This window comes from Rhizobium sp. TH135 (assembly GCF_002855515.1).
GTDB lineage: Bacteria > Pseudomonadota > Alphaproteobacteria > Rhizobiales > Rhizobiaceae > Allorhizobium.
Genome location: NZ_PKRP01000005.1, coordinates 157,213 through 176,648 on the forward strand (window position 1 = coordinate 157,213; position 19,436 = coordinate 176,648).

20 protein-coding genes are annotated in these 19,436 nt (G+C 61.4%); 3 read left to right on the plus strand and 17 right to left on the minus strand.

What is annotated here, in order from left to right:
* Positions 1 to 6: 6 nt before the first annotated feature.
* The 12 genes from C0V73_RS15960 to sdhC form a co-directional block, all read right to left on the minus strand.
* Positions 7 to 420 carry an MAPEG family protein gene (locus C0V73_RS15960; protein WP_102020990.1) on the minus strand — a complete coding sequence of 138 codons (414 nt, stop codon included), beginning with the start codon at positions 418 to 420 and terminating at the stop codon, positions 7 to 9.
* Between the two features lie 12 nt (positions 421 to 432).
* A complete protein-coding gene (odhB, locus tag C0V73_RS15965) occupies positions 433 to 1,662 on the minus strand; it encodes a 2-oxoglutarate dehydrogenase complex dihydrolipoyllysine-residue succinyltransferase (protein WP_102020991.1) in 1,230 nt (409 codons plus the stop codon).
* A 57-nt stretch (positions 1,663 to 1,719) separates the two neighbouring features.
* The gene (locus C0V73_RS15970) at positions 1,720 to 4,716 is read right to left on the minus strand and encodes a 2-oxoglutarate dehydrogenase E1 component (RefSeq protein WP_102020992.1); all 2,997 of its coding nucleotides are present in this window, start codon (positions 4,714 to 4,716) and stop codon (positions 1,720 to 1,722) included.
* Positions 4,717 to 4,875: 159 nt separating this feature from the next.
* Positions 4,876 to 5,778 carry a succinate--CoA ligase subunit alpha gene (gene sucD, locus C0V73_RS15975; protein ID WP_102020993.1) on the minus strand — a complete coding sequence of 301 codons (903 nt, stop codon included), beginning with the start codon at positions 5,776 to 5,778 and terminating at the stop codon, positions 4,876 to 4,878.
* A gap of 17 nt (positions 5,779 to 5,795) precedes the next feature.
* Positions 5,796 to 6,989 carry an ADP-forming succinate--CoA ligase subunit beta gene (gene sucC / locus C0V73_RS15980; protein ID WP_102020994.1) on the minus strand — a complete coding sequence of 398 codons (1,194 nt, stop codon included), beginning with the start codon at positions 6,987 to 6,989 and terminating at the stop codon, positions 5,796 to 5,798.
* A gap of 31 nt (positions 6,990 to 7,020) precedes the next feature.
* Positions 7,021 to 7,983: a malate dehydrogenase gene (gene mdh, locus C0V73_RS15985; protein WP_102020995.1), complete on the minus strand. Its 963-nt coding sequence runs from the start codon at positions 7,981 to 7,983 to the stop codon at positions 7,021 to 7,023.
* 162 nt (positions 7,984 to 8,145) lie between these two features.
* Positions 8,146 to 9,321 (minus strand): cell division protein ZapE, encoded by a 1,176-nt coding sequence (gene zapE, locus C0V73_RS15990; RefSeq protein WP_102020996.1) that lies wholly within the window; start codon positions 9,319 to 9,321, stop codon positions 8,146 to 8,148.
* A 60-nt stretch (positions 9,322 to 9,381) separates the two neighbouring features.
* The gene (locus C0V73_RS15995) at positions 9,382 to 9,909 is read right to left on the minus strand and encodes a protease inhibitor Inh/omp19 family protein (protein WP_102021258.1); all 528 of its coding nucleotides are present in this window, start codon (positions 9,907 to 9,909) and stop codon (positions 9,382 to 9,384) included.
* Between the two features lie 183 nt (positions 9,910 to 10,092).
* Complete coding sequence (locus C0V73_RS16000; protein WP_102020997.1) at positions 10,093 to 10,872, minus strand: succinate dehydrogenase iron-sulfur subunit; 780 nt, start codon at positions 10,870 to 10,872, stop codon at positions 10,093 to 10,095.
* Between the two features lie 17 nt (positions 10,873 to 10,889).
* Positions 10,890 to 12,734 (minus strand): succinate dehydrogenase flavoprotein subunit, encoded by a 1,845-nt coding sequence (gene sdhA, locus C0V73_RS16005; RefSeq protein ID WP_102020998.1) that lies wholly within the window; start codon positions 12,732 to 12,734, stop codon positions 10,890 to 10,892.
* 6 nt (positions 12,735 to 12,740) lie between these two features.
* Positions 12,741 to 13,121 (minus strand): succinate dehydrogenase, hydrophobic membrane anchor protein, encoded by a 381-nt coding sequence (gene sdhD, locus C0V73_RS16010; RefSeq protein ID WP_102020999.1) that lies wholly within the window; start codon positions 13,119 to 13,121, stop codon positions 12,741 to 12,743.
* An 11-nt stretch (positions 13,122 to 13,132) separates the two neighbouring features.
* Entirely contained in the window at positions 13,133 to 13,528 is a 396-nt protein-coding gene (gene sdhC, locus C0V73_RS16015; protein ID WP_102021000.1) for a succinate dehydrogenase, cytochrome b556 subunit, read from the minus strand.
* A 288-nt stretch (positions 13,529 to 13,816) separates the two neighbouring features.
* Between sdhC and C0V73_RS16020 the strand changes: the two genes are divergently transcribed.
* Positions 13,817 to 14,164, plus strand: coding sequence for a hypothetical protein (locus C0V73_RS16020; protein ID WP_102021001.1), 348 nt, complete (start codon positions 13,817 to 13,819; stop codon positions 14,162 to 14,164).
* Here C0V73_RS16020 and C0V73_RS16025 read toward each other — a convergent pair.
* From C0V73_RS16025 to tsaD, 5 genes are read right to left on the minus strand one after another with little or no spacing between them, the layout of a single operon-like run.
* Positions 14,161 to 14,805 carry a methyltransferase gene (locus C0V73_RS16025; protein WP_102021002.1) on the minus strand — a complete coding sequence of 215 codons (645 nt, stop codon included), beginning with the start codon at positions 14,803 to 14,805 and terminating at the stop codon, positions 14,161 to 14,163. The genes C0V73_RS16020 and C0V73_RS16025 overlap by 4 nt on opposite strands.
* A 7-nt stretch (positions 14,806 to 14,812) precedes the next feature.
* On the minus strand, positions 14,813 to 15,244 hold the full coding sequence (locus tag C0V73_RS16030; protein ID WP_102021003.1) for an EVE domain-containing protein: 432 nt from the start codon (positions 15,242 to 15,244) through the stop codon (positions 14,813 to 14,815).
* A 5-nt stretch (positions 15,245 to 15,249) separates the two neighbouring features.
* Entirely contained in the window at positions 15,250 to 15,543 is a 294-nt protein-coding gene (locus C0V73_RS16035) for a YciI-like protein (RefSeq protein WP_102021004.1), read from the minus strand.
* A 22-nt stretch (positions 15,544 to 15,565) separates the two neighbouring features.
* Positions 15,566 to 16,555 carry an NAD(P)H-dependent glycerol-3-phosphate dehydrogenase gene (locus tag C0V73_RS16040; RefSeq protein ID WP_102021005.1) on the minus strand — a complete coding sequence of 330 codons (990 nt, stop codon included), beginning with the start codon at positions 16,553 to 16,555 and terminating at the stop codon, positions 15,566 to 15,568.
* Positions 16,552 to 17,646, minus strand: coding sequence for a tRNA (adenosine(37)-N6)-threonylcarbamoyltransferase complex transferase subunit TsaD (gene tsaD / locus C0V73_RS16045; RefSeq protein ID WP_102021006.1), 1,095 nt, complete (start codon positions 17,644 to 17,646; stop codon positions 16,552 to 16,554). Before tsaD ends, C0V73_RS16040 begins: the two co-directional genes overlap by 4 nt.
* A gap of 73 nt (positions 17,647 to 17,719) precedes the next feature.
* On the opposite strand from tsaD, the gene hemC reads away from it, so the two are divergent.
* On the plus strand, positions 17,720 to 18,649 hold the full coding sequence (hemC, locus tag C0V73_RS16050) for a hydroxymethylbilane synthase (protein ID WP_102021007.1): 930 nt from the start codon (positions 17,720 to 17,722) through the stop codon (positions 18,647 to 18,649).
* Between the two features lie 3 nt (positions 18,650 to 18,652).
* Complete coding sequence (locus C0V73_RS16055; RefSeq protein ID WP_102021008.1) at positions 18,653 to 19,366, plus strand: uroporphyrinogen-III synthase; 714 nt, start codon at positions 18,653 to 18,655, stop codon at positions 19,364 to 19,366.
* Positions 19,367 to 19,436 lie beyond the last annotated feature (70 nt).

Sequence of the window (19,436 nt, forward strand, 5' to 3'; positions counted from 1 at the left end):
CTCACCTCAAAACGCCAGTGCGAGGAACATCAGGCCGAGGCCGGCCATGGCGCCAGTCCAGACGAGCGAGCGGATATAGGGAATGCCGGCCAGATAGAGCGGGTAATAGACGATGCGTCCAGCAAACCAGACGATGGCACCGGTCAGGCCGAGGCCCGATGTCTCACCGGTGAACAGCAACCCAGCCGCCAGTGCAATGAAGGCTGGATAGGTCTCGCGGAAATTCGATGACGCCCGCGCGGCGCGACCGGCGAGTTTGCTCGCCGGCTGCTTGTTGTCGTCACGCGGGCCGGCATTCCACTCCGTGCCCAGCTCCTTTGTGGCGAGCATGCCCTGCAGAAGGACATGCGCAACCAGCAGGACCACGCTCCAGGCAAGGAGCAGGACAAGCGGAGAGGCGGACGCGGATACCGGCTCCATCGTGAAATTTCCTTAGAGATCGAGAACCAGACGTTCCGGATCCTCAAGGCTTTCCTTGACGCGGACGAGGAAGGTGACTGCTTCCTTGCCGTCGACGATGCGGTGATCGTAGGAGAGTGCGAGATACATCATCGGACGGATGACGATCTGGCCGCCGACAACGACCGGACGCTCCTGGATCTTGTGCATGCCGAGGATACCCGACTGCGGAGCATTCAGGATCGGCGAAGACATCAGCGAACCGTAGACGCCACCGTTGGAGATGGTGAAGGTACCGCCCTGCATGTCGGCCATCGAGAGCTGACCGTCACGTGCAGCCTTGCCGAGACGACCGATGTCCTTCTCGATTTCGGCGATCGACATCTGATCGGCATCGCGCACGATCGGAACGACCAGGCCCTTGTCCGTGCCGACGGCAACGCCGATGTGGCAGTAGTTCTTGTAGATGATGTCGGTGCCGTCGATTTCGGCGTTGACGGCCGGCAGTTCCTTCAGGGCATGCGTGACGGCCTTGGTGAAGAAGCCCATGAAGCCGAGCTTCACGCCATGCTTCTTCTCGAAGATGTCCTTGTAGCGATTGCGCAGGTCCATGACCGCCTTCATGTCCACCTCGTTATAGGTGGTGAGCATGGCAGCCGTGTTCTGGGCGTCCTTGAGGCGCTTTGCGATCGTCTGGCGCAGACGGGTCATCTTCACGCGCTCTTCGCGCGATGCGTCATCGCCGGAAGAGGCCGGACGCGGAGCAGCCGGGGCGGCGGGAACAGCCGGAGCAGCCGTACCCTTGGCGATGGCGGCGAGCACGTCACCCTTCAGCACCTGGCCACGCTTGCCGGAGCCGTCGACGTCGGAGGTCGCGATGTTGTTATCGGCAGCAAGCTTGGCAGCAGCCGGAGCGGCCGGCATGGCCGAGGGGGCAGCCGGAGCAGCGGCGGCCGGAGCAGGCGCAGCAGCAGGAGCCGGTGCTGCGGCAGGAGCCGGAGCGGCTGCACCGGCGGAGCCTGCAGCACCTTCAGCGATCTGGCCGAGCAGCGCGCCGAGACCGACGGTCTCGCCGTTCTGTGCGACGATTTCAGTCAGAACGCCCGAGACCGGCGACGGGACTTCGACGGTCACCTTGTCGGTTTCCAGCTCGACGAGGGGCTCGTCGGCCTTGACGGTGTCACCGACCTTCTTGAACCAGGTGCCAATAGTGGCTTCGCTGACGGATTCGCCGAGGGTGGGTACGCGGATTTCAGTGGCCATGATCTCAATTCCGTTGGTCAGAGAACGTTTCGGTCTGCGAGGGAGTGACTGGGCGGATCAACCGCCCAGTGCGTCCTCGAGGAAGGCTTCGAGCTGGGCAAGATGCTTGGACATCAGGCCGGTTGCCGGCGAGGCTGCAGCCGGACGGCCTGTGTAGCGCACCCGCTGGTACTTGGCGTCGATATGAGCAAGCACCCATTCCAGATACGGATCGATGAACGACCAGGCGCCCATGTTCTTCGGCTCTTCCTGGCACCAGACCATCTCCGCATTGCGGAAGCGCGAGAGCTCGTTGATGAGCGCCTTGGCCGGGAATGGGTAGAGCTGTTCGATGCGCAGCAGGTAGACATCGTCGATGCCACGCTTCTCGCGCTCTTCCAGAAGGTCGTAATAGACCTTGCCCGAGCACATGACGACGCGACGGATCTTTGCATCCTTCTGCAGCTTGATCGGGCCGTCCTTGATGACTTCGGCATCGTCCCACAGAAGTCGGTGGAACGAGCTTTCGCCAGCCAGTTCGGCAAGGCTCGACGTTGCGCGCTTGTGGCGCAGCAGCGACTTGGGCGTCATGATGAGCAGCGGCTTGCGGAAGTCACGCTTCATCTGACGGCGCAGGATATGGAAGTAGTTCGACGGCGTCGTGACGTTTGCGACCTGCATGTTGTCTTCGGCGCACATCTGCAGCCAGCGCTCGAGGCGGGCGGAGGAGTGTTCCGGACCCTGACCTTCATAGCCATGCGGCAGAAGGCAGACCAGGCCCGACATGCGCAGCCACTTGCGTTCGCCCGACGAGATGAACTGGTCGAAGACGACCTGTGCACCGTTGGCGAAGTCACCGAACTGGGCTTCCCAGAGCGTCAGCGCATTGGGACGAGCCAGCGAATAGCCATATTCGAAGCCGAGCACTGCCTCTTCCGAAAGCATCGAGTTGATGACTTCGTAGCGGGCCTGGTTCGGCGCCAGATTGGCGAGCGGGATGTAGCGGTCTTCGGTTTCCTGATCGTAGAGCACCGAATGGCGCTGCGAGAAGGTGCCGCGTTCGCAATCCTGACCCGACAGACGGATCTTGTGGCCGTCGAGGCAGAGCGAACCGAAGGCGAGTGCTTCGCCCATGGCCCAGTCGATGCCTTCGCCGGTCTCGATCATCTGCGCGCGGTTTTCCATGAAGCGCTGGATCGTGCGGTGTGCCTTGAAGCCTTCCGGAATGGTCGACAGCTTGCGGCCGATTTCCTTGAGCTGCTTCATCGGCACGGCAGTCTTGCCGCGACGCTGCTCGTCGGCATTGTCGGCGGTCCTGAGACCCGACCATGCGCCGTCCAGCCAGTCGGCCTTGTTCGGCTTGTAGCTCTGGCCGGCCTCGAACTCCTGCTCGAGATGGGCGCGCCAGTCGGCCTTCATCTTCTCGAGTTCGCCCTCGGTGATCAGGCCTTCGGCGATCAGGCGCTCGCCATAGATGTTGACCACGGTCTTGTGGGCGCGGATTTCCTTGTACATCTTCGGCTGGGTGAAGCTCGGCTCGTCGCCTTCGTTGTGACCGAAGCGGCGGTAGCAGAACATGTCGACGACGACAGGCTTGTGGAACTTCATCCGGTATTCGGTCGCGACCTTGGCCGCATAGACGACGGCTTCTGGATCGTCACCATTGACGTGGAAGATCGGCGCTTCGATCATCTTCGCGACGTCGGACGGATACGGCGACGAACGCGAGAAGGCCGGATTGGTGGTGAAACCGATCTGGTTGTTGATGATCACGTGCAGCGTGCCGGCCACGCGGTGACCGCGCAGGCCCGACAGGCCGAGAATTTCTGCAGTCACACCCTGGCCCGCAAAGGCTGCATCACCATGCAGGAGAAGCGGCAGAACCTTTGCGCGCTCCTTGAGCGGGATGACATCGCCTTCCCAGACCTTGGCGAGCTGGTCCTGTTTGGCGCGGGCCTTGCCCATGACGACAGGGTTGACGATTTCCAGATGCGACGGGTTGGCCGTCAGCGACAGGTGAACCTTGTTGCCGTCGAACTCGCGGTCGGAGGAAGCGCCGAGGTGGTACTTCACGTCGCCGGAGCCTTCGACTTCATCGGGCTTGAAGGAACCGCCCTTGAATTCGTGGAAGACCGCGCGATGCGGCTTGTGCATGACGTTGGTCAGGACGTTCAGACGACCGCGATGGGCCATGCCGAGAACAACCTGCTCGAGACCTTCCTGGCCGCCGCGCTTGATGATCTGCTCGAGCGCCGGGATCAGCGATTCACCGCCGTCGAGGCCGAAGCGCTTGGTGCCCTTGTACTTGACGTCGATGAACTGCTCGAAGCCTTCGGCCTCGATCAGCTTCTGAAGGATGGCCTTCTTGCCGTTCGGCGTGAATTCGACGCCCTTGCCAGGGCCTTCGATGCGCTCCTGGATCCAGGCTTTTTCTTCCGGATTGGAGATGTGCATGAATTCGACGCCGAGCGTCGAGCAATAGGTGCGCTGCAGGATATCGAGCATCTGCGGGATCGTGGCGTATTCCAGACCCAGCACGTTATCGATGAAGATCTTGCGGCTGTAATCGGCCTCGGTGAAGCCGTAGGCCGTGGGAGAAAGTTCGTTGTAATCGTCAACCGGCGCTGCAAGACCGAGCGGGTCCAGCTTGGCATGCAGGTGACCACGCATGCGGTAGGCCCGGATCATCATGATGGCGCGAACCGAATCGCGCGTTGCCTGCAGGACTTCAGCTTCGGAAGGGGCCTTGCCTGTCGAAGCGGCGGTCGCTTCAACCTTGGCCTGGACCTTCTTTTCGATGGCCTTCTCGACAACGCCCCAGTTGCCGTCGAGCGCGTTGACGAGATCACCGCCCTCGGCGATCGGCCAGTTCTTGCGCTGCCAGGAAGCGCCCTTCGCGGCCTTCGTCACATCGGTCGGATTGTCGGCCAGCGCCTTGAAAAAGGCCTGCCACTCATCGGAGACCGAAGAGGGGTCTTCCTGATAGCGCGCGTAAAGCTGTTCGATATAGGCCGCATTCGATCCGTCGAGGAAGGACGTGATCAGAAACTGCTCGTTGGCTTCTTGCCTACCCATGGTGCTTCGCGAGCGTCTCGGCTCGCCTCCCGACTTGAATTGATGGCCGGATGCCCGGCCTGCCGCTCACGATCGCAAAAGCGAATCGTCTCAAATATGCGAAGTCCAGGCGAAGGATTGGGGGACCAACCCTTCGCCTGGCTTGATTTTCGTCAGGTCTCAGCCCTTGAGGACTTCGACCAGGGTCTTGCCGAGGCGTGCTGGCGAAGGCGAAACCTTGATGCCGGCAGCTTCCATGGCTTCGATCTTCGATTCTGCGTCGCCCTTGCCCCCGGATACGACAGCGCCGGCGTGACCCATGGTGCGACCCTTCGGAGCCGTACGGCCTGCGATGAAGCCGGCCATCGGCTTCTTGCGGCCCTTCTTGGCTTCGTCGATCAGGAACTGGGCTGCATCTTCTTCAGCCGAACCACCGATTTCGCCGATCATGATGATCGAGGTCGTGGCCGGATCGGCCAGGAACATCTCGAGCACGTCGATGAATTCGGTACCCTTGACCGGGTCGCCACCGATACCGACAGCCGTCGTCTGGCCGAGGCCTTCGTTCGAGGTCTGAAACACAGCTTCGTATGTAAGTGTTCCCGAGCGCGACACAATGCCGACCGAACCCTTGCGGAAGATCGAGCCCGGCATGATGCCGATCTTGCATTCTTCCGGCGTCAGGATGCCCGGGCAGTTCGGCCCGAGAAGGCGCGACTTCGACTTGTCGAGACGAGCCTTGACCCGCACCATGTCCATGACCGGGATACCCTCGGTGATGCAGGTGATGAACGGGATTTCGGCGTCGATCGCCTCGATGATGGCGTCGGCAGCCCCTGCCGGCGGAACGTAGATGACGGATGCGTCAGCGCCGGTCTTTTCCTTGGCTTCGGCGACGGTCGCGAAGATCGGCAGGGTTTCACCCTTGGAGCCGGTCCAGTTTTCGCCACCCTTCTTCGGATGGATACCGCCGACCATCTGCGTGCCGTAGTAGGCAAGCGCCTGTTCGGTGTGGAAGGTGCCGGTCTTGCCGGTCAGGCCCTGAACGAGGACCTTGGTGTTCTTGTTTACAAGAATTGACATCGAATAGGTTCCTCAGATTAGCCGTTGATCGCCGCGACGATCTTCTTGGCAGCGTCGTCCAGATCGTCGGCTGCGGTGATCGCGAGGCCGGATTCGTTCAGGAGCTTTTTGCCAAGTTCGACATTGGTGCCTTCGAGGCGAACAACGAGCGGAACCTTCAGGCCAACTTCCTTCACGGCGGCGATCACGCCTTCCGCGATGACGTCGCACTTCATGATGCCGCCGAAGATGTTGACGAGGATGCCCTCGACCTTCGGGTCAGCCGTGATGATCTTGAAGGCAGCTGCGACCTTCTCTTTGCCAGCGCCACCGCCGACGTCGCAGAAGTTTGCCGGCTCCTTGCCGTACAGCTTGATGATGTCCATCGTCGCCATGGCGAGACCGGCACCATTGACCATGCAGCCGATGTTGCCGTCGAGGGCCACGTAAGCGAGGTCCCACTTGGAGGCTTCGATTTCCTTGGCGTCTTCTTCGGTTTCGTCGCGCAGTGCACGAACGTCGTCATGGCGGAACAGCGCGTTGCCGTCGAAGGACATCTTGGCGTCGAGCACGCGCAGATGGTCATTCTTCATGACGATCAGCGGGTTCACTTCGAGCAGTGCCATGTCCTTCTCGACGAAGGCCTTGTAGAGGATCGGGAAGAGCGCCTTGGCGTCTTCGGCAGCAGCACCCGACAGTTCGAGAGCAGCCGAGATCTTGGCCACGTCAGCGGCAGTGACGCCAGCTTCCGGGTCGATCGCGATCGTGTGGATCTTTTCCGGTGTGTCATGGGCAACGGCTTCGATGTCCATGCCGCCTTCGGTCGATACGACGAAGGCAACCTGGCCGACCGAGCGGTCGACGAGCAGCGAGCAGTAGAGTTCGCGAGCGATGTCGGCGCCATCTTCGATGTAGAGGCGGTTGACCTGCTTGCCGGCGTCGCCGGTCTGGGCCGTCACCAGCGTGTTGCCGAACATTTCCTTGGCGTGTGCCTTGGCTTCGTCGATCGAGAAAGCGAGGCGTACGCCGCCCTTGGCTTCCGGCGACAGTTCCTTGAACTTGCCCTTGCCGCGGCCACCAGCATGGATCTGGCTCTTGACCACGTAGAGTGGGCCCGGCAGCTGCTTTGCGGCAGCTTCAGCTTCTTCTGCGGAGAAGATCGCCACACCTTCGGCGACCGGTGCACCAAAGCTCTTCAGAAGAGCCTTGGCCTGATATTCATGAATGTTCATTGTCGTGTCCCTGTTTTGGGCGAAATGGCAATTACTTGAGAGCCGGCGCGATGTTGATGCAGGCTTCGCAGAGGCCGGCAACGGCGCCGACAGACTTCTGGAAGGCCTCTTCCTCGGCCTTGTTCAGGTCGATTTCGATGACGCGCTCGACACCACCTTCGCCGATGACGACGGGAACGCCGACGTACATGTCCTTCACGCCGTACTGGCCGGTTAGGTAAGCGGCGCAGGGGAGAACGCGCTTCTTGTCCTTGAGGTAGGACTCGGCCATTTCGATGGCGGAAGCAGCAGGTGCGTAGTAGGCCGAACCGGTCTTCAGCAGGCCGACGATTTCGGCGCCGCCATCACGGGTGCGCTGGATGATTTCTTCCAGACGCTCCTTCGTGACCCAGCCCATCTTGACGAGGTCGGTCAGCGGGATGCCGCCAACGGTCGAGTAACGAGCGAGCGGCACCATGGTGTCGCCGTGACCGCCGAGAACGAAAGCGGTGACGTCCTGGACGGACACGTTGAATTCTTCAGACAGGAAGTGGCGGAAACGACCGGAGTCGAGAACGCCGGCCATGCCGACGACCTTGTTGGTCGGGAGGCCCGAGAACTTCTGCAGGGCCCAGACCATCGCGTCGAGCGGGTTGGTAATGCAGATGACGAAGGCGTTCGGGGCATACTTCTTGATGCCGGCACCGACCTGTTCCATGACCTTGAGGTTGATGCCGAGCAGATCGTCGCGGCTCATGCCAGGCTTACGGGCAACACCGGCAGTCACGATGCAGACATCAGCGCCTTCGATGGCGGCGTAATCGCTGGCACCAGACAGCTTGGCATTGAAGCCTTCGACCGGACCCGACTGCGCAATATCCAGACCCTTGCCCTGCGGGATACCGTCGGCAATGTCGAACAGGACGATGTCGCCCAGTTCCTTCAGACTGGCGAGATGCGCCAGCGTTCCACCAATCATTCCAGAACCGATAAGAGCGATCTTCTTGCGCGCCATTGTAGACTTCCTTTTGGATCCGCGACCAAGGCCGAGGGCGAGTGTTAGCCTGCCCTTGTGGACAAACCGCATAGCTCCAAAGGGTCTAAACCGCAAACGATAATTTTCGGTGTATCAATTTCAATCGGTTAGAAGATAAAATTCTTACGTAAACGTCAAAAATTACGTCACAGCTTCGTCATGTTTGTCACGCTTCGACTGGTGCAGTTCGAGATAATCGGCGCTCCGCATCTCGAAAAGGCGTGAAACTGTACGGTCGAATTCGAAGCCTTCGGTACCCTTCTTCTCGGTGAGGAGAGTCTCCGGCAGTGCGACTGCGGACGCAAAAAGCCGCACGCTGGCATCGTAGAGGGCATCGATCAGGATAATGAACCGCTTCGTCTCGTTGCGCTTCTCGGGGCCGAGATGCGGAATGTTCTCGACGAAGACAACATCGAAGCGCTTGGCAATGGCCAGATAGTCCGATGCCCCGAGCGGCTTCTCGCAGAGATCGCTGAAAGTGAACCGGGCGCATCGGCCAGCGGCGCGGGGGATCTCGATGGTCCGCCCGTTCATGGCGATCGAGACCGGCTGCTCGGGAGAGCCCTCTGTCACACGCTTCCAGGCAATGTCCATCATCTTGGGCGCATCATCGAGCGGCGAGACGTAGACGGGGAGGCTCTCCATCTTCTCCAGCCGGTAATCCGTCGGCGAGTCCAGCGTCGACACCTGCACATTCTTCTTGAGCAGGTCGACAAAGGGCAGAAACAGCCCGCGATTGAGCCCGTCCCGGTAGAGATTGTCCGGCTCGACATTCGAGGTCGCAACCAGCGTGCAGCCGCGCGCGAAAAGCTCGGTGAACAGCCGCGCAAGGAGCATCGCATCGGCGATGTCGGTCACCGTGAACTCGTCGAAGCACAAAAGCTGGGCTTCGTCGCGCAGGGCCGCTGCCACCGGAGGAACAGGATCCGCCTCCTTCGTTTCCCCGGCCTTCAGTTTCTGGCGATGGGCATGGATGCGTGAATGCACATCCGCCATGAATTCATGGAAATGGGCGCGGCGCTTCTTTTCGACAGGCGCGAGCTTGTAGAACAGATCCATCAGCATGGTCTTGCCGCGACCGACGCTGCCATGGATGTACAAACCCTGGATCGGGATTTGCGGCTTGCGCTTCTGGGCAAACATCCAGCCAAGCGCACTCTTTTTCGCTGCCGGCTTGCGCGCCTTGAATTCCGTGAGGATACGGTCGAGCTTTGCAGCGACGTCGAACTGGTAACGATCAGGCTGAAGGGTCCCCGCCTCCGTCATCGCGCGCAACTGCTCGGCGACGCTCAAGCCGTAGTCAGGAACTGGCTGCATGGAATGATGTCCCGCCGGGTGGGTGGCCCGTCAAGGGCCACCGCTGGGATGAGAGATGAATCAGCGGCTCAGGCTGACCGGCTGACCGGAAGCGGTGCTGCCGTCGAAACGGGCATCGGCGGTCTTGTAGAGGCTGCCGATGGTATTGCCGTTGCGGTCCTTGAGGACAACCGACTTGCCCGAGACTTCCCAGGATCCCATTGCCGTAAGTTCGCCGGCGCAACCGCGGGTGCCGCCACGCGAACCACTGCCGAGATTGGTGAGCGTCAGGAACATGTCGCAGCTCGATCCCGCACTCTGGACGCGCCAGTTGCCGACCATCGATTCCTTGGTGACATCGAGCGCCGTCGCAGGCGCACCGGCGGCCGGGTCAAGTGCTGCAGTCGTCGTGGTGGGCGCTGCCGGGAACTGGGCGGAACCTGCAGCACCAGGAGGCGGCAGCTGGCCGGACTGCACCGAAGGCACGGGCTGCGCCTGCAGCGGCGGAAGCGCGCTGTTGGCGGCATTCATGCTGCTATAGGATGTGCGCTGGCAACCTGCGAGCGCCAGAAGGATGGCTGCTCCGGTGACTGCATGGCTGAATTTCATCATTATACTCCCGCTCTCGCGACCTGCGCCGCAACCTGCCGTACAACTGGGTTAGAAATATGTTACGCGAAGATGGTTAATCAAGTTCCATATCGCGTCCGATCGATAGCCGGCACTATACGGATAAATTAAGGCCGCCCGAAACAGTTCCCGGACGGCCTCTCAATGTTTTGACGATGTGGCTTAAGCGCGACGCTCGACCATCATCTTCTTGATCTCGGCAATCGCCTTGGCCGGGTTCAGACCCTTCGGGCAGGCCTGGGCGCAGTTCATGATCGTGTGGCAACGATAGAGACGGAAGGGGTCCTCGAGGTTGTCGAGGCGCTCGCCGGTCGCTTCATCACGGCTGTCGATCAGCCAGCGGTAGGCCTGCAGCAGAACGGCCGGACCGAGATAACGGTCGCCGTTCCACCAGTAGCTCGGACAGGAGGTCGAGCAGCAGGCGCAGAGAATGCACTCGTAGAGACCGTCGAGCTTCTGGCGATCCTCGTGGCTCTGCTTCCATTCCTTGGCCGGCGCCGGAGACACCGTCTTCAGCCAGGGCTCGATCGAGCGGTGCTGCGCGTAGAAATTCGTCAGATCCGGCACGAGATCCTTGACGACAGGCAGATGCGGCAGCGGATAGACCTTCACAGTCCCGTTCACCTCATCCATGCCCTTGGTGCAGGCCAGCGTATTGGTGCCGTCGATGTTCATCGCGCAGGAACCGCAGATGCCTTCGCGGCAGGAACGGCGCAGCGTCAGCGTCGGGTCGATATTGTTCTTGATGTACAAAAGACCATCGAGAACCATCGGACCGCAATCGTCGACATCGATGTAATAGGTATCGATGCGCGGATTGGCGCCATCGTCAGGGCTCCAGCGATAGACCCGGTATTCCCGAACGTTCTTGGCACCGGCCGGCTTCGGCCAGACTTTGCCTTCGGTGACCTGAGAGTTTTTGGGAAGAGCAAGTTCAACCATGTCCAGTTCCTCTCAAATCAATAAACACGTGCCTTCGGCGCGATCTTGTAGGGATCGATGCCTTCGGCGATGAGTTCGGTGTGGACGGGACGGTAGTCGAGCTTCACATCGCCAGCCTCGTTGACCCAGGCAAGAGTGTGCTTGCGCCAGTTGACGTCGTCACGGCCGCCGAAGGGGCCGTCGACGTAATCCTCGCGTGCGTGGCTGCCGCGGCTTTCCTTGCGCGCTTCCGCGCCATAGACCGTGGTGATGGCGTTGGCCATCAGGTTGTGCAGTTCGAGCGTCTCGACCAGATCCGAATTCCAGATCATCGAGCGGTCCGTGACCTTGATATCCGGCAGTTCCTTCCAGATCGCCGACAGGCGCTTGCAACCGCTTTCCAGCGATTCCTGCGTGCGGAACACGGCCGCGTCGTCCTGCATGGCGCGCTGCATCTTGTCGCGCAGCACGGCGGTCGGCGTCTGGCCCGAGGCGTGGCGCGTATTGTCGAAGCGATCCATGATCTTGTCGCAAGCGGCAATATTGAGCGCCGGGATCGGCGACGTGCGGTCGATGACTTCCGCAGCGCGGATGGCAGCGGCACGGCCGAAGACCACGAGGTCGATCAGCGAGTTGGAGCCGAGGCGGTTTGCACCATGCACCGAGGCGCAACCGGCTTCACCCACGGCCATCAGGCCTGGGATGATGCGTTCCGGATTGCTGGAATCGGCGTTCAGCACTTCACCCCAATAGTTCGTGGGAATGCCGCCCATGTTGTAGTGAACGGTCGGCAGGACCGGGATCGGCTCGCGGGTCACATCGACGCCGGCGAAGATCTTCGCCGATTCCGAGATGCCCGGCAGGCGCTCGTGAAGAACAGCCGGATCGAGGTGGTCGAGATGCAGGAAGATATGGTCCTTGTTCTTGCCGACGCCGCGGCCTTCACGGATTTCCATCGTCATGCAGCGCGACACGACGTCACGCGAGGCAAGGTCCTTGGCCGACGGAGCATAGCGCTCCATGAAGCGCTCGCCTTCGGAGTTGACGAGATAACCGCCTTCGCCGCGTGCGCCTTCGGTGATCAGACAGCCCGCACCATAGATACCGGTCGGGTGGAACTGGACGAATTCCATATCCTGCAGCGGAAGACCCGCGCGGGCGATCATGCCGCCGCCGTCGCCGGTGCAGGTGTGAGCCGATGTCGCCGAGAAATAGGCGCGGCCATATCCACCCGTTGCCAGCACGACCATCTTGGCCGAGAAGCGATGGATCGTGCCGTCGTCGAGGTTCCAGGCAACGACGCCGGTGCAGCGGCTGCCATCGTCAGACATGATCAGGTCGAGCGCGAAATACTCGATGAAGAATTCCGCATTGTTGCGCAGCGACTGGCCGTAAAGCGTGTGCAGGATGGCGTGGCCGGTACGGTCGGCAGCAGCACAGGTGCGCTGGACCGGCGGGCCTTCGCCGTAGTTCTGCATGTGACCGCCGAACGGCCGCTGATAGATCTTGCCTTCCTCGTTACGCGAGAACGGCACGCCGTAATGCTCAAGCTCATAAACCGCCTTCGGCGCCTCCATGGCGAGATACTGCATGGCGTCGACATCGCCGAGCCAGTCGGAACCCTTGACGGTGTCGTAGAGGTGCCACTGCCAGCAGTCGGGCGTCATGTTGTTCAGCGAGGCGGCGATACCGCCCTGGGCTGCGACCGTGTGCGAGCGGGTCGGGAAAACCTTGGTGATGCAGGCCGTCTTGAAGCCCTGTTCGGCCATGCCGAGCGTCGCGCGCAGGCCGGCGCCACCGGCACCGACGACCACGACGTCGTAGGAATGGTCAACATAGGTGTAGGCCTTGCCGGTCTGGGCGAAGTTATGAATGGTTGCCATGTTGATTTACCCTACGAATGCGATCTTCAAGATGGCGAAAAGACAGAGGCCACCGATCAGGATTGCAAAGAACGTGTTCAGCATCAGAAGCAAAAGCTTGGCGATCTCCGTGTGGACATAGTCCTCGATGACCACCTGCATGCCGAGCTTCATATGGATCAGGGCCGACAGCACGACCAGAGCCATGACCACGGCAACGAGCGGGTGCGACAATGCGCCAACCACCTCGGCGTAAGGCGCGCCGTTGTACATGACGAGGAACCCGATGAAGAAGAGGATCAGCGGAATGTTGGCGACGGCCGTGACGCGCTGACGCCAGAAATGCTCAGTGCCTTCCTTGGCCGAGCCGAGACCGCGGACCTTGCCGAGCGGAGTGCGCATATCCATGGAATGGTGCCTCAGGTGCGAATGATATAGGCGACGATCCACACAAGGAGCGTCAGGACGACGGATGCGATGATGTTCGCCTTGGCGAGCTTCGTCGAGAAATGCTTGTCGAAACCATAGCCGACATCCCACATCAGATGGCGCAGACCGCCCAGCATGTGATGGATGAGCGCCCAGGTATAGCCGAGCAGGATCAGGCGACCGATGATGGTGCCCATGAACCAGTTGACCCATTCGAAGTATTCGGCACCCGTCGAAGCGGCCACCAGCCACCACGCAACCAGGATGGTGCCGAAATAGAGCGCGCCGCCGGTAATGCGGTGCACGATCGACATCAACATGGTGGGAATAAGCTTGTAAACTTGCAGATGCGGCGACATAGGCCGGTTTTTAGTCACATTCGCCATCTAAACCTCGCGGCGTCTCGATGCGGTCCGATCATACGGACATATTGTTTGCAATGCGCCATAACGATTGTTGTGCATCGCATCAGGGGGACGTTTAATCCTCGAACTCCCGGACGACAAGCACATTCGCTTGACGATTTCAATTTAATCGATTCGCGTGAATAGAACTTTAGCGTCCCTGCGAACCGCATCAGCCAATACGAAAAAAGCGTTGAGGTGGATGACTTTAGCAACCACTTGCGGCATGTTGCGTTAACGATTTGTTAACCGCGTTCCGGAGGTCGCCCCATGCTAAAGTATCGTCTCGTCATGACGGTTTTGACCGTCGCGCTCGGATCCGCAGGCGGCATCGCTGAAGCTGGCGACAGCTACGGCCATCATTACGGACGCAGCGAAGCGGTCGTCGGCAGCAATGGTCTGCCCTCCGTCATTCCCGGCATCGGCACCTTTGCCGGCAGCATTTCCGGTCTGCGCATCAAGGGCAACGGCGTCTTCTTCGCCATCGACCGGGCCACGGGACCGAAGGTGATTGCCTACCGCGCGCCGAAGGCGAAAATCATTGAAATTTCAGCGGAAAACCCTGAGGACGCATGCTCTTTCGAAGCCGGCGTCTGCGTCATCAGGCCGAAGAACTAAAGAAACTTCCAGACTGTCGTCTTCTTCACTTCGCTGTCTTCGAGGATCCGCGTCACCGGAACCTCGTAGGTCGCAAGCGGCTCAAGATGTTCGGTGGGGCGATAGCTGCGCCCGGGATCACCCACCAGAACGAGGCACCCACTCTTGGCCAGCGTGGCAAACCAGCTGACCAGCGCGCGCGCAAAGTCGCTCTCGTAAAACACGTCGCCCGCCAGGATCACGTCGAAATCGACCGACCGACCAATGAGGTCATCATCGGTGAAGGCCAGCGTCACACCGTTGAGAGCGGCATTCAGCCGCACCGCAGTTTTCGCCCAGGGATCGATATCGGCGGCCAGAACCTCGGCAGCACCCGCCATGGCCGCAGCGATTGCCACCAGACCGGATCCGCTGGCGAAATCCAGCACGCGCTTGCCCCGAACCGTCTCAGGATGATCGAGCACATAGCGCGCCAGCCCCTGGCCACCCGCCCAGGCAAACGCCCAGAACGGCGGCGGAAGTCCGATCGCCTCGAGATCCTCTTCCGTCTTCATCCAGAGGTCATGCACTTCGCTCGCCAGATGAAGCCGAATCTCCGGCACATGCGGCGGCGCAATCGCGCTGGTGTTGTCGAGGATGAAGCGATCGGGATCGGTCTTCACGGGCGGCTCAGACCGGCGGATTCTCGAGACCACCCATGCGGCAGACCTCGAAATATTCGTCGTCCGTCACCGGCTGGACCGAGAGCCGCATGGAGGTGACGAGCGCCATCTTCGACAGCTTCTCGTTCGCCTTGACATCTTTCAGGCTTACCGGTTTGGGCATGTCGCAGACGGCGCGAATATCGACGCAGTCCCAGCGGGCGTCCCCCTCGGCGGTCGAATCCGGATGGGAAAGGGCGCAGACTTCGACTATACCGACGACCTCCAGGCCCTCGTTGGAGTGGTAGAAAAAGCCCTTGTCGCCGATTTTCATCGCCCGCATGTTGTTGCGCGCGAGATAGTTGCGAACGCCGGTCCATTCTTCGCCGACGTCACCCTTGGCCTTCTGCATTTCCCAGGACCACTTGAAGGGTTCGGACTTGTAGAGCCAGAATGCCATGCAGTTCACGCCTCCGGATTGTTGAAGACCCAGTTATAGGGCTTGATCTCAACCGTCTCGAACAGGCCGGCCTTGGCATAGGGGTCCTGTGCTGCCAGCGCCTTTGCAGCCTCGATATCATCGGCGGCGATGATCAGCATCGAGCCGCAGGGCTTGCCGTCGGAATCGAGAAACGGGCCGGCGATCTTCAGCTGGCCGGCGGCATTGAGCCCATTCAGCCACTCGACATGCGGCGGACGCGTTTCCATCCGAAGGTTCAGGTGGCCTGGCTTGTCGGCGCAGATGACGGCAAACAGCATCTTGTCTCTCCTAAGGGATCTCTTATTCGGTGGTGATCGGTCGCGACATCAGTTGGGTGATCGCGGTCGGGATGTCCAGCCTGCCGTCGATGATCGCGGCAACGGCCTGGGTGATCGGCATCTCGATTGCGTGGCCTTCAGCCAGTCTTGCAGCAACGGCAGCCGCAAAGGCTCCCTCGACGAGCGATCCCTGCTGAGTGCCGATCGGCTCTCCCCGGCCGAGCGCAATGCCGAAGCGCAGATTGCGAGACTGGTGGCTGGTAGCGGTCAGCACGAGGTCACCGAGGCCCGACAAGCCGCGCACCGTATCCCCTCGCCCGCCCATGGCATCGACGAGTCTCGACATTTCCGCAAGGCCGCGCGCGATGAGCGCCGCCCGCGCCGAATCGCCAAGCCCCATACCTTCGACGATGCCGCAGGCTATCGCCAGCACGTTTTTCAACGCGCCGCCGAGCTGCACACCGATCCGATCGTCCGATGCGTAAAGACGGTAAGTCTGGCCGGAAATCGCCTTGGCCAGGTGTTCTGCGAGGGACAGATCTTCAGCCGCGATCGCCATCGCCGTCGGCAGGCCCTTCGCAATGTCAGCCGCGAAACCCGGACCAGAAAGCATGGCAATCGGATGGCCGGGAAGTGCCGTTTCCAGCACGTCGGTGAGCAGACGTGAGCTTTGCTTCTCGATCCCCTTGGCGCAGATCACGACAGGCACACCCGGCTTCAGATGCGGCCCGTAAGTTTCGGCCGCCGCGATCTGCGCCTGGGACGGCATGGCGAAGAGCACGATGTCAGGCTCGCCGAGATCCTCCGCCCGAGCGGAAAAGGACAGCGAGGCAGGCAATTGAATGCCCGGCAATGCATCCTCATGGATTCGGCTTGCAGCGAGATCAGCCATGACCGAGGCATCGCGACCGATCAGCAGAGCCTGCGCCCTGCCCGTCTGGGCGACCACAGCGGCAAGTGCGGTACCAAAAGCACCCGCGCCGATGACGGCAATACGCTGCATCCCGCTCATGCCTTGGCTCCCCGCTTGCCATAAGCGAGCAGGGCCTTGGCGTCCTGGTCCAACGGCCAGCGCGACCGGGGTGCGACGGCAAGATCATCCGAGGGCATGCCAAACGCCATGCGCTCAAGGCCAGCCCAGGCGATCATGACAGCATTGTCGGTGCACAGATGATGCGGCGGCGCGACGAAGCGGAAGCGATGCTCGGCGCAGAGTGTATCGAGGGTCTGGCGCACTTCCTTGTTGGCGGCGACACCGCCGGCGACGACCAGCGCAGGCTCGGCCACATCGGGGAATGTTTCCTTGAACCGCTGCAGGCCACGGCCGATGCGATCCTTCAACGTACGAGAGATGGCATGCTGGAACGAGGCGCAGATATCGGCAATGTCCTGGTCGGTGACAGGCGCTATGCCCTCTGCCGCCTGGCGCACGGCGGTCTTGAGCCCCGAGAAGGAGAAATCGAGGCGAGCCTCGCCGACCAAAGGCCGGGGAAAGGCAAATCGCTTGGGATTGCCCGTGGCCGCCGCCCGCTCGACGGCAGGCCCCCCGGGATAGGGAAGACCAAGCAGCTTCGCTGTCTTGTCGAAGGCCTCGCCAAGGGCGTCATCGATCGTCGTGCCCCAGCGCTCGTACTCGCCCACACCTTTGACCAGCACGAGCTGAGTATGACCGCCGGAAACAAGCAGCATCAGATAGGGAAACGGAACGCCATCGGTGAGCCGGGCCGTCAGCGCATGACCTTCGAGATGGTTGACGGCGTAAAGCGGCTTGCCTGTCGCTCTTGCGATCGCTTTGCCAGTCATCAGGCCAACCAGCAAACCACCGATCAGGCCGGGGCCGGACGTGGCGGCAATGGCATCGACCTCGGCCAGCGTGATGCCGGCCCGGGTCAGCGCCTCTTCGATCAGCGTGTCCAGCGCATCGACATGGGCGCGGGCGGCAATCTCCGGCACCACGCCGCCATAGGCGCTGTGTTCGTCGAGCTGGCTCAAGACGACATCAGCCTCGGTGATAGCAGAGCCGTCCGCAAGCCGCGTGACGACAGCCGCCGCCGTCTCGTCACAGCTGGTTTCGATGCCGAGGATGCGCAGTTTGGATGCCATGGAACCTGTTCATTGATTGCGGTCGCCGAGAAACCGGTCTACGAAATCTGTCGGTAACAACGGACAAGTTCGGATGCAAACAAAACCTTTCCGCATCGGCACGCGGGGCAGCCCGCTCGCTCTGGCCCAGGCGTCTGAGACACGGGCACGCCTCATGGTGGCGCATGACCTTCCCGAAGACATGTTCGAGATCGTCGTGCTCTCGACCAAGGGCGACCGCATCACCGATCGTGCGCTATCCGAAATCGGCGGCAAGGGGCTGTTCACCGAGGAGCTGGAGGATCAGCTCCTCTCGGGCGATCTCGACTTTGCGGTCCATTCCTCCAAGGACATGCCGACCAAATTGCCCGAAGGTCTGTTCCTGTCGGCCTTCCTGCCGCGGGAAGATGTTCGCGACGCCGTTGTCGGGCGCACGGCTCCAACGCTGAAGGAGCTTCCGCACGGCGCGACCGTCGGCTCGTCTTCACTGCGTCGCCAGGCCCTCATCCGCCGCATCCGCCCTGACATCAACGTCATCACCTTCCGTGGCCTTGTCGACACCCGCCTGCGCAAGCTCGCCGACGGCGAAGTGGATGCGACCCTGCTCGCCTTCGCCGGCCTGAAGCGCCTCGGCAAGCCGGACGTTCCGACCGAACTGCTCGACCCCAGCGATTTTCCTCCGGCCCCCGCCCAGGGCGCGATCTGCATCGAGAGCCGCATCGGCGATACCAGGGTGAGCGAATTGCTGGAGGCGATCAATCACCATGACACCTTCGATGCGGTCAGCTGCGAGCGAGCCTTCCTCGGCGCCCTCGACGGCTCCTGCCGTACGCCGATTGCGGGCCATGCGACGGTCGATGGGGACGCAATCCGCTTTGCCGGCATGATCCTCACGCCCGATGGCAGCCGCTGGCACGATGTGGAGATCGAAGGCAGCCGCACGGCGGCCGCAGTGCTGGGCGCCACGGCAGGTGGAACGGTGCGCAGCAAGGCTGGCAGCGACTTCTTCGATAGCTGGAACTGACAAATGCGCGTTCTGGTGACGCGCCCCGAACCGGCATCGGCCAGAACCGCCGCCGAGCTCGAGCGTCGTGGCCATGAGCCCGTCCTGCTGCCGCTGATGCAGGCAATCCATGAGCCGCATGCGCTGGTAACGCCTGCACTGCCCGATACGGCCGCCATAGCCGTCACCAGCGCCGAGGCGATCCGGGTTCTGGAGGCATTGCCACAAGAAAACAGGCAGGCTTTGCTCGCCCTGCCGCTCTTTGCGGTTGGCCGCGCGACCGCACGCGCGGCCAGCGATGCCGGATTTGCGGATGTCTCGATTGCCGATGGCGACGGGCGATCCCTGGCGAGCCTCTTGGTCGCGACGCACGATGCAACAACACCGATCCTCTACCTGACCGGTACGCCCCGCTCACCCGACTTCGAAACCGACCTGCAGCAAGCCGGTCGAGCGATCGATGTACGCGAATGTTACCGGATGGTGCCGGCCGCTCCCGACGATCTCGACGTCATCGAAACACTGACGCCGATGCCGGAGGCAATTCTCGTCTATTCCGCGGAAACGGCCCGCCGCATCGGCGAACTTCATCATGCCACGCGTGACCAGCTCGACTGGCAACAGGTGCGTTTCCTGTGTCTCAGCGAAAAAATCGCCAGGGCGCTCCCCGCAGAAATTCAGCCCAACAGCCAGTGGTCGATGGAACCTCGGGAGGATCAACTGCTTCTTCTGCTTTGATGCAGTGCCGCGTGAAATGGAACCTCAGGCCTTTCCTTCGCCATGAGGACTGACTAGGTTTAATCACACG

Coding starts and splice junctions, on each gene's coding strand:
- C0V73_RS15960 (WP_102020990.1), bottom strand. CDS start 420: ATGGAGCCGGTATCCGCGTCCGCCTCTCCGCTTGTCCTGCTCCTTGCC.
- odhB (WP_102020991.1), bottom strand. CDS start 1,662: ATGGCCACTGAAATCCGCGTACCCACCCTCGGCGAATCCGTCAGCGAA.
- C0V73_RS15970 (WP_102020992.1), bottom strand. CDS start 4,716: ATGGGTAGGCAAGAAGCCAACGAGCAGTTTCTGATCACGTCCTTCCTC.
- sucD (WP_102020993.1), bottom strand. CDS start 5,778: ATGTCAATTCTTGTAAACAAGAACACCAAGGTCCTCGTTCAGGGCCTG.
- sucC (WP_102020994.1), bottom strand. CDS start 6,989: ATGAACATTCATGAATATCAGGCCAAGGCTCTTCTGAAGAGCTTTGGT.
- mdh (WP_102020995.1), bottom strand. CDS start 7,983: ATGGCGCGCAAGAAGATCGCTCTTATCGGTTCTGGAATGATTGGTGGA.
- zapE (WP_102020996.1), bottom strand. CDS start 9,321: ATGCAGCCAGTTCCTGACTACGGCTTGAGCGTCGCCGAGCAGTTGCGC.
- C0V73_RS15995 (WP_102021258.1), bottom strand. CDS start 9,909: ATGAAATTCAGCCATGCAGTCACCGGAGCAGCCATCCTTCTGGCGCTC.
- C0V73_RS16000 (WP_102020997.1), bottom strand. CDS start 10,872: ATGGTTGAACTTGCTCTTCCCAAAAACTCTCAGGTCACCGAAGGCAAA.
- sdhA (WP_102020998.1), bottom strand. CDS start 12,734: ATGGCAACCATTCATAACTTCGCCCAGACCGGCAAGGCCTACACCTAT.
- sdhD (WP_102020999.1), bottom strand. CDS start 13,121: ATGGATATGCGCACTCCGCTCGGCAAGGTCCGCGGTCTCGGCTCGGCC.
- sdhC (WP_102021000.1), bottom strand. CDS start 13,528: ATGGCGAATGTGACTAAAAACCGGCCTATGTCGCCGCATCTGCAAGTT.
- C0V73_RS16020 (WP_102021001.1), top strand. CDS start 13,817: ATGCTAAAGTATCGTCTCGTCATGACGGTTTTGACCGTCGCGCTCGGA.
- C0V73_RS16030 (WP_102021003.1), bottom strand. CDS start 15,244: ATGGCATTCTGGCTCTACAAGTCCGAACCCTTCAAGTGGTCCTGGGAA.
- C0V73_RS16035 (WP_102021004.1), bottom strand. CDS start 15,543: ATGCTGTTTGCCGTCATCTGCGCCGACAAGCCAGGCCACCTGAACCTT.
- C0V73_RS16040 (WP_102021005.1), bottom strand. CDS start 16,555: ATGAGCGGGATGCAGCGTATTGCCGTCATCGGCGCGGGTGCTTTTGGT.
- tsaD (WP_102021006.1), bottom strand. CDS start 17,646: ATGGCATCCAAACTGCGCATCCTCGGCATCGAAACCAGCTGTGACGAG.
- hemC (WP_102021007.1), top strand. CDS start 17,720: ATGCAAACAAAACCTTTCCGCATCGGCACGCGGGGCAGCCCGCTCGCT.
- C0V73_RS16055 (WP_102021008.1), top strand. CDS start 18,653: ATGCGCGTTCTGGTGACGCGCCCCGAACCGGCATCGGCCAGAACCGCC.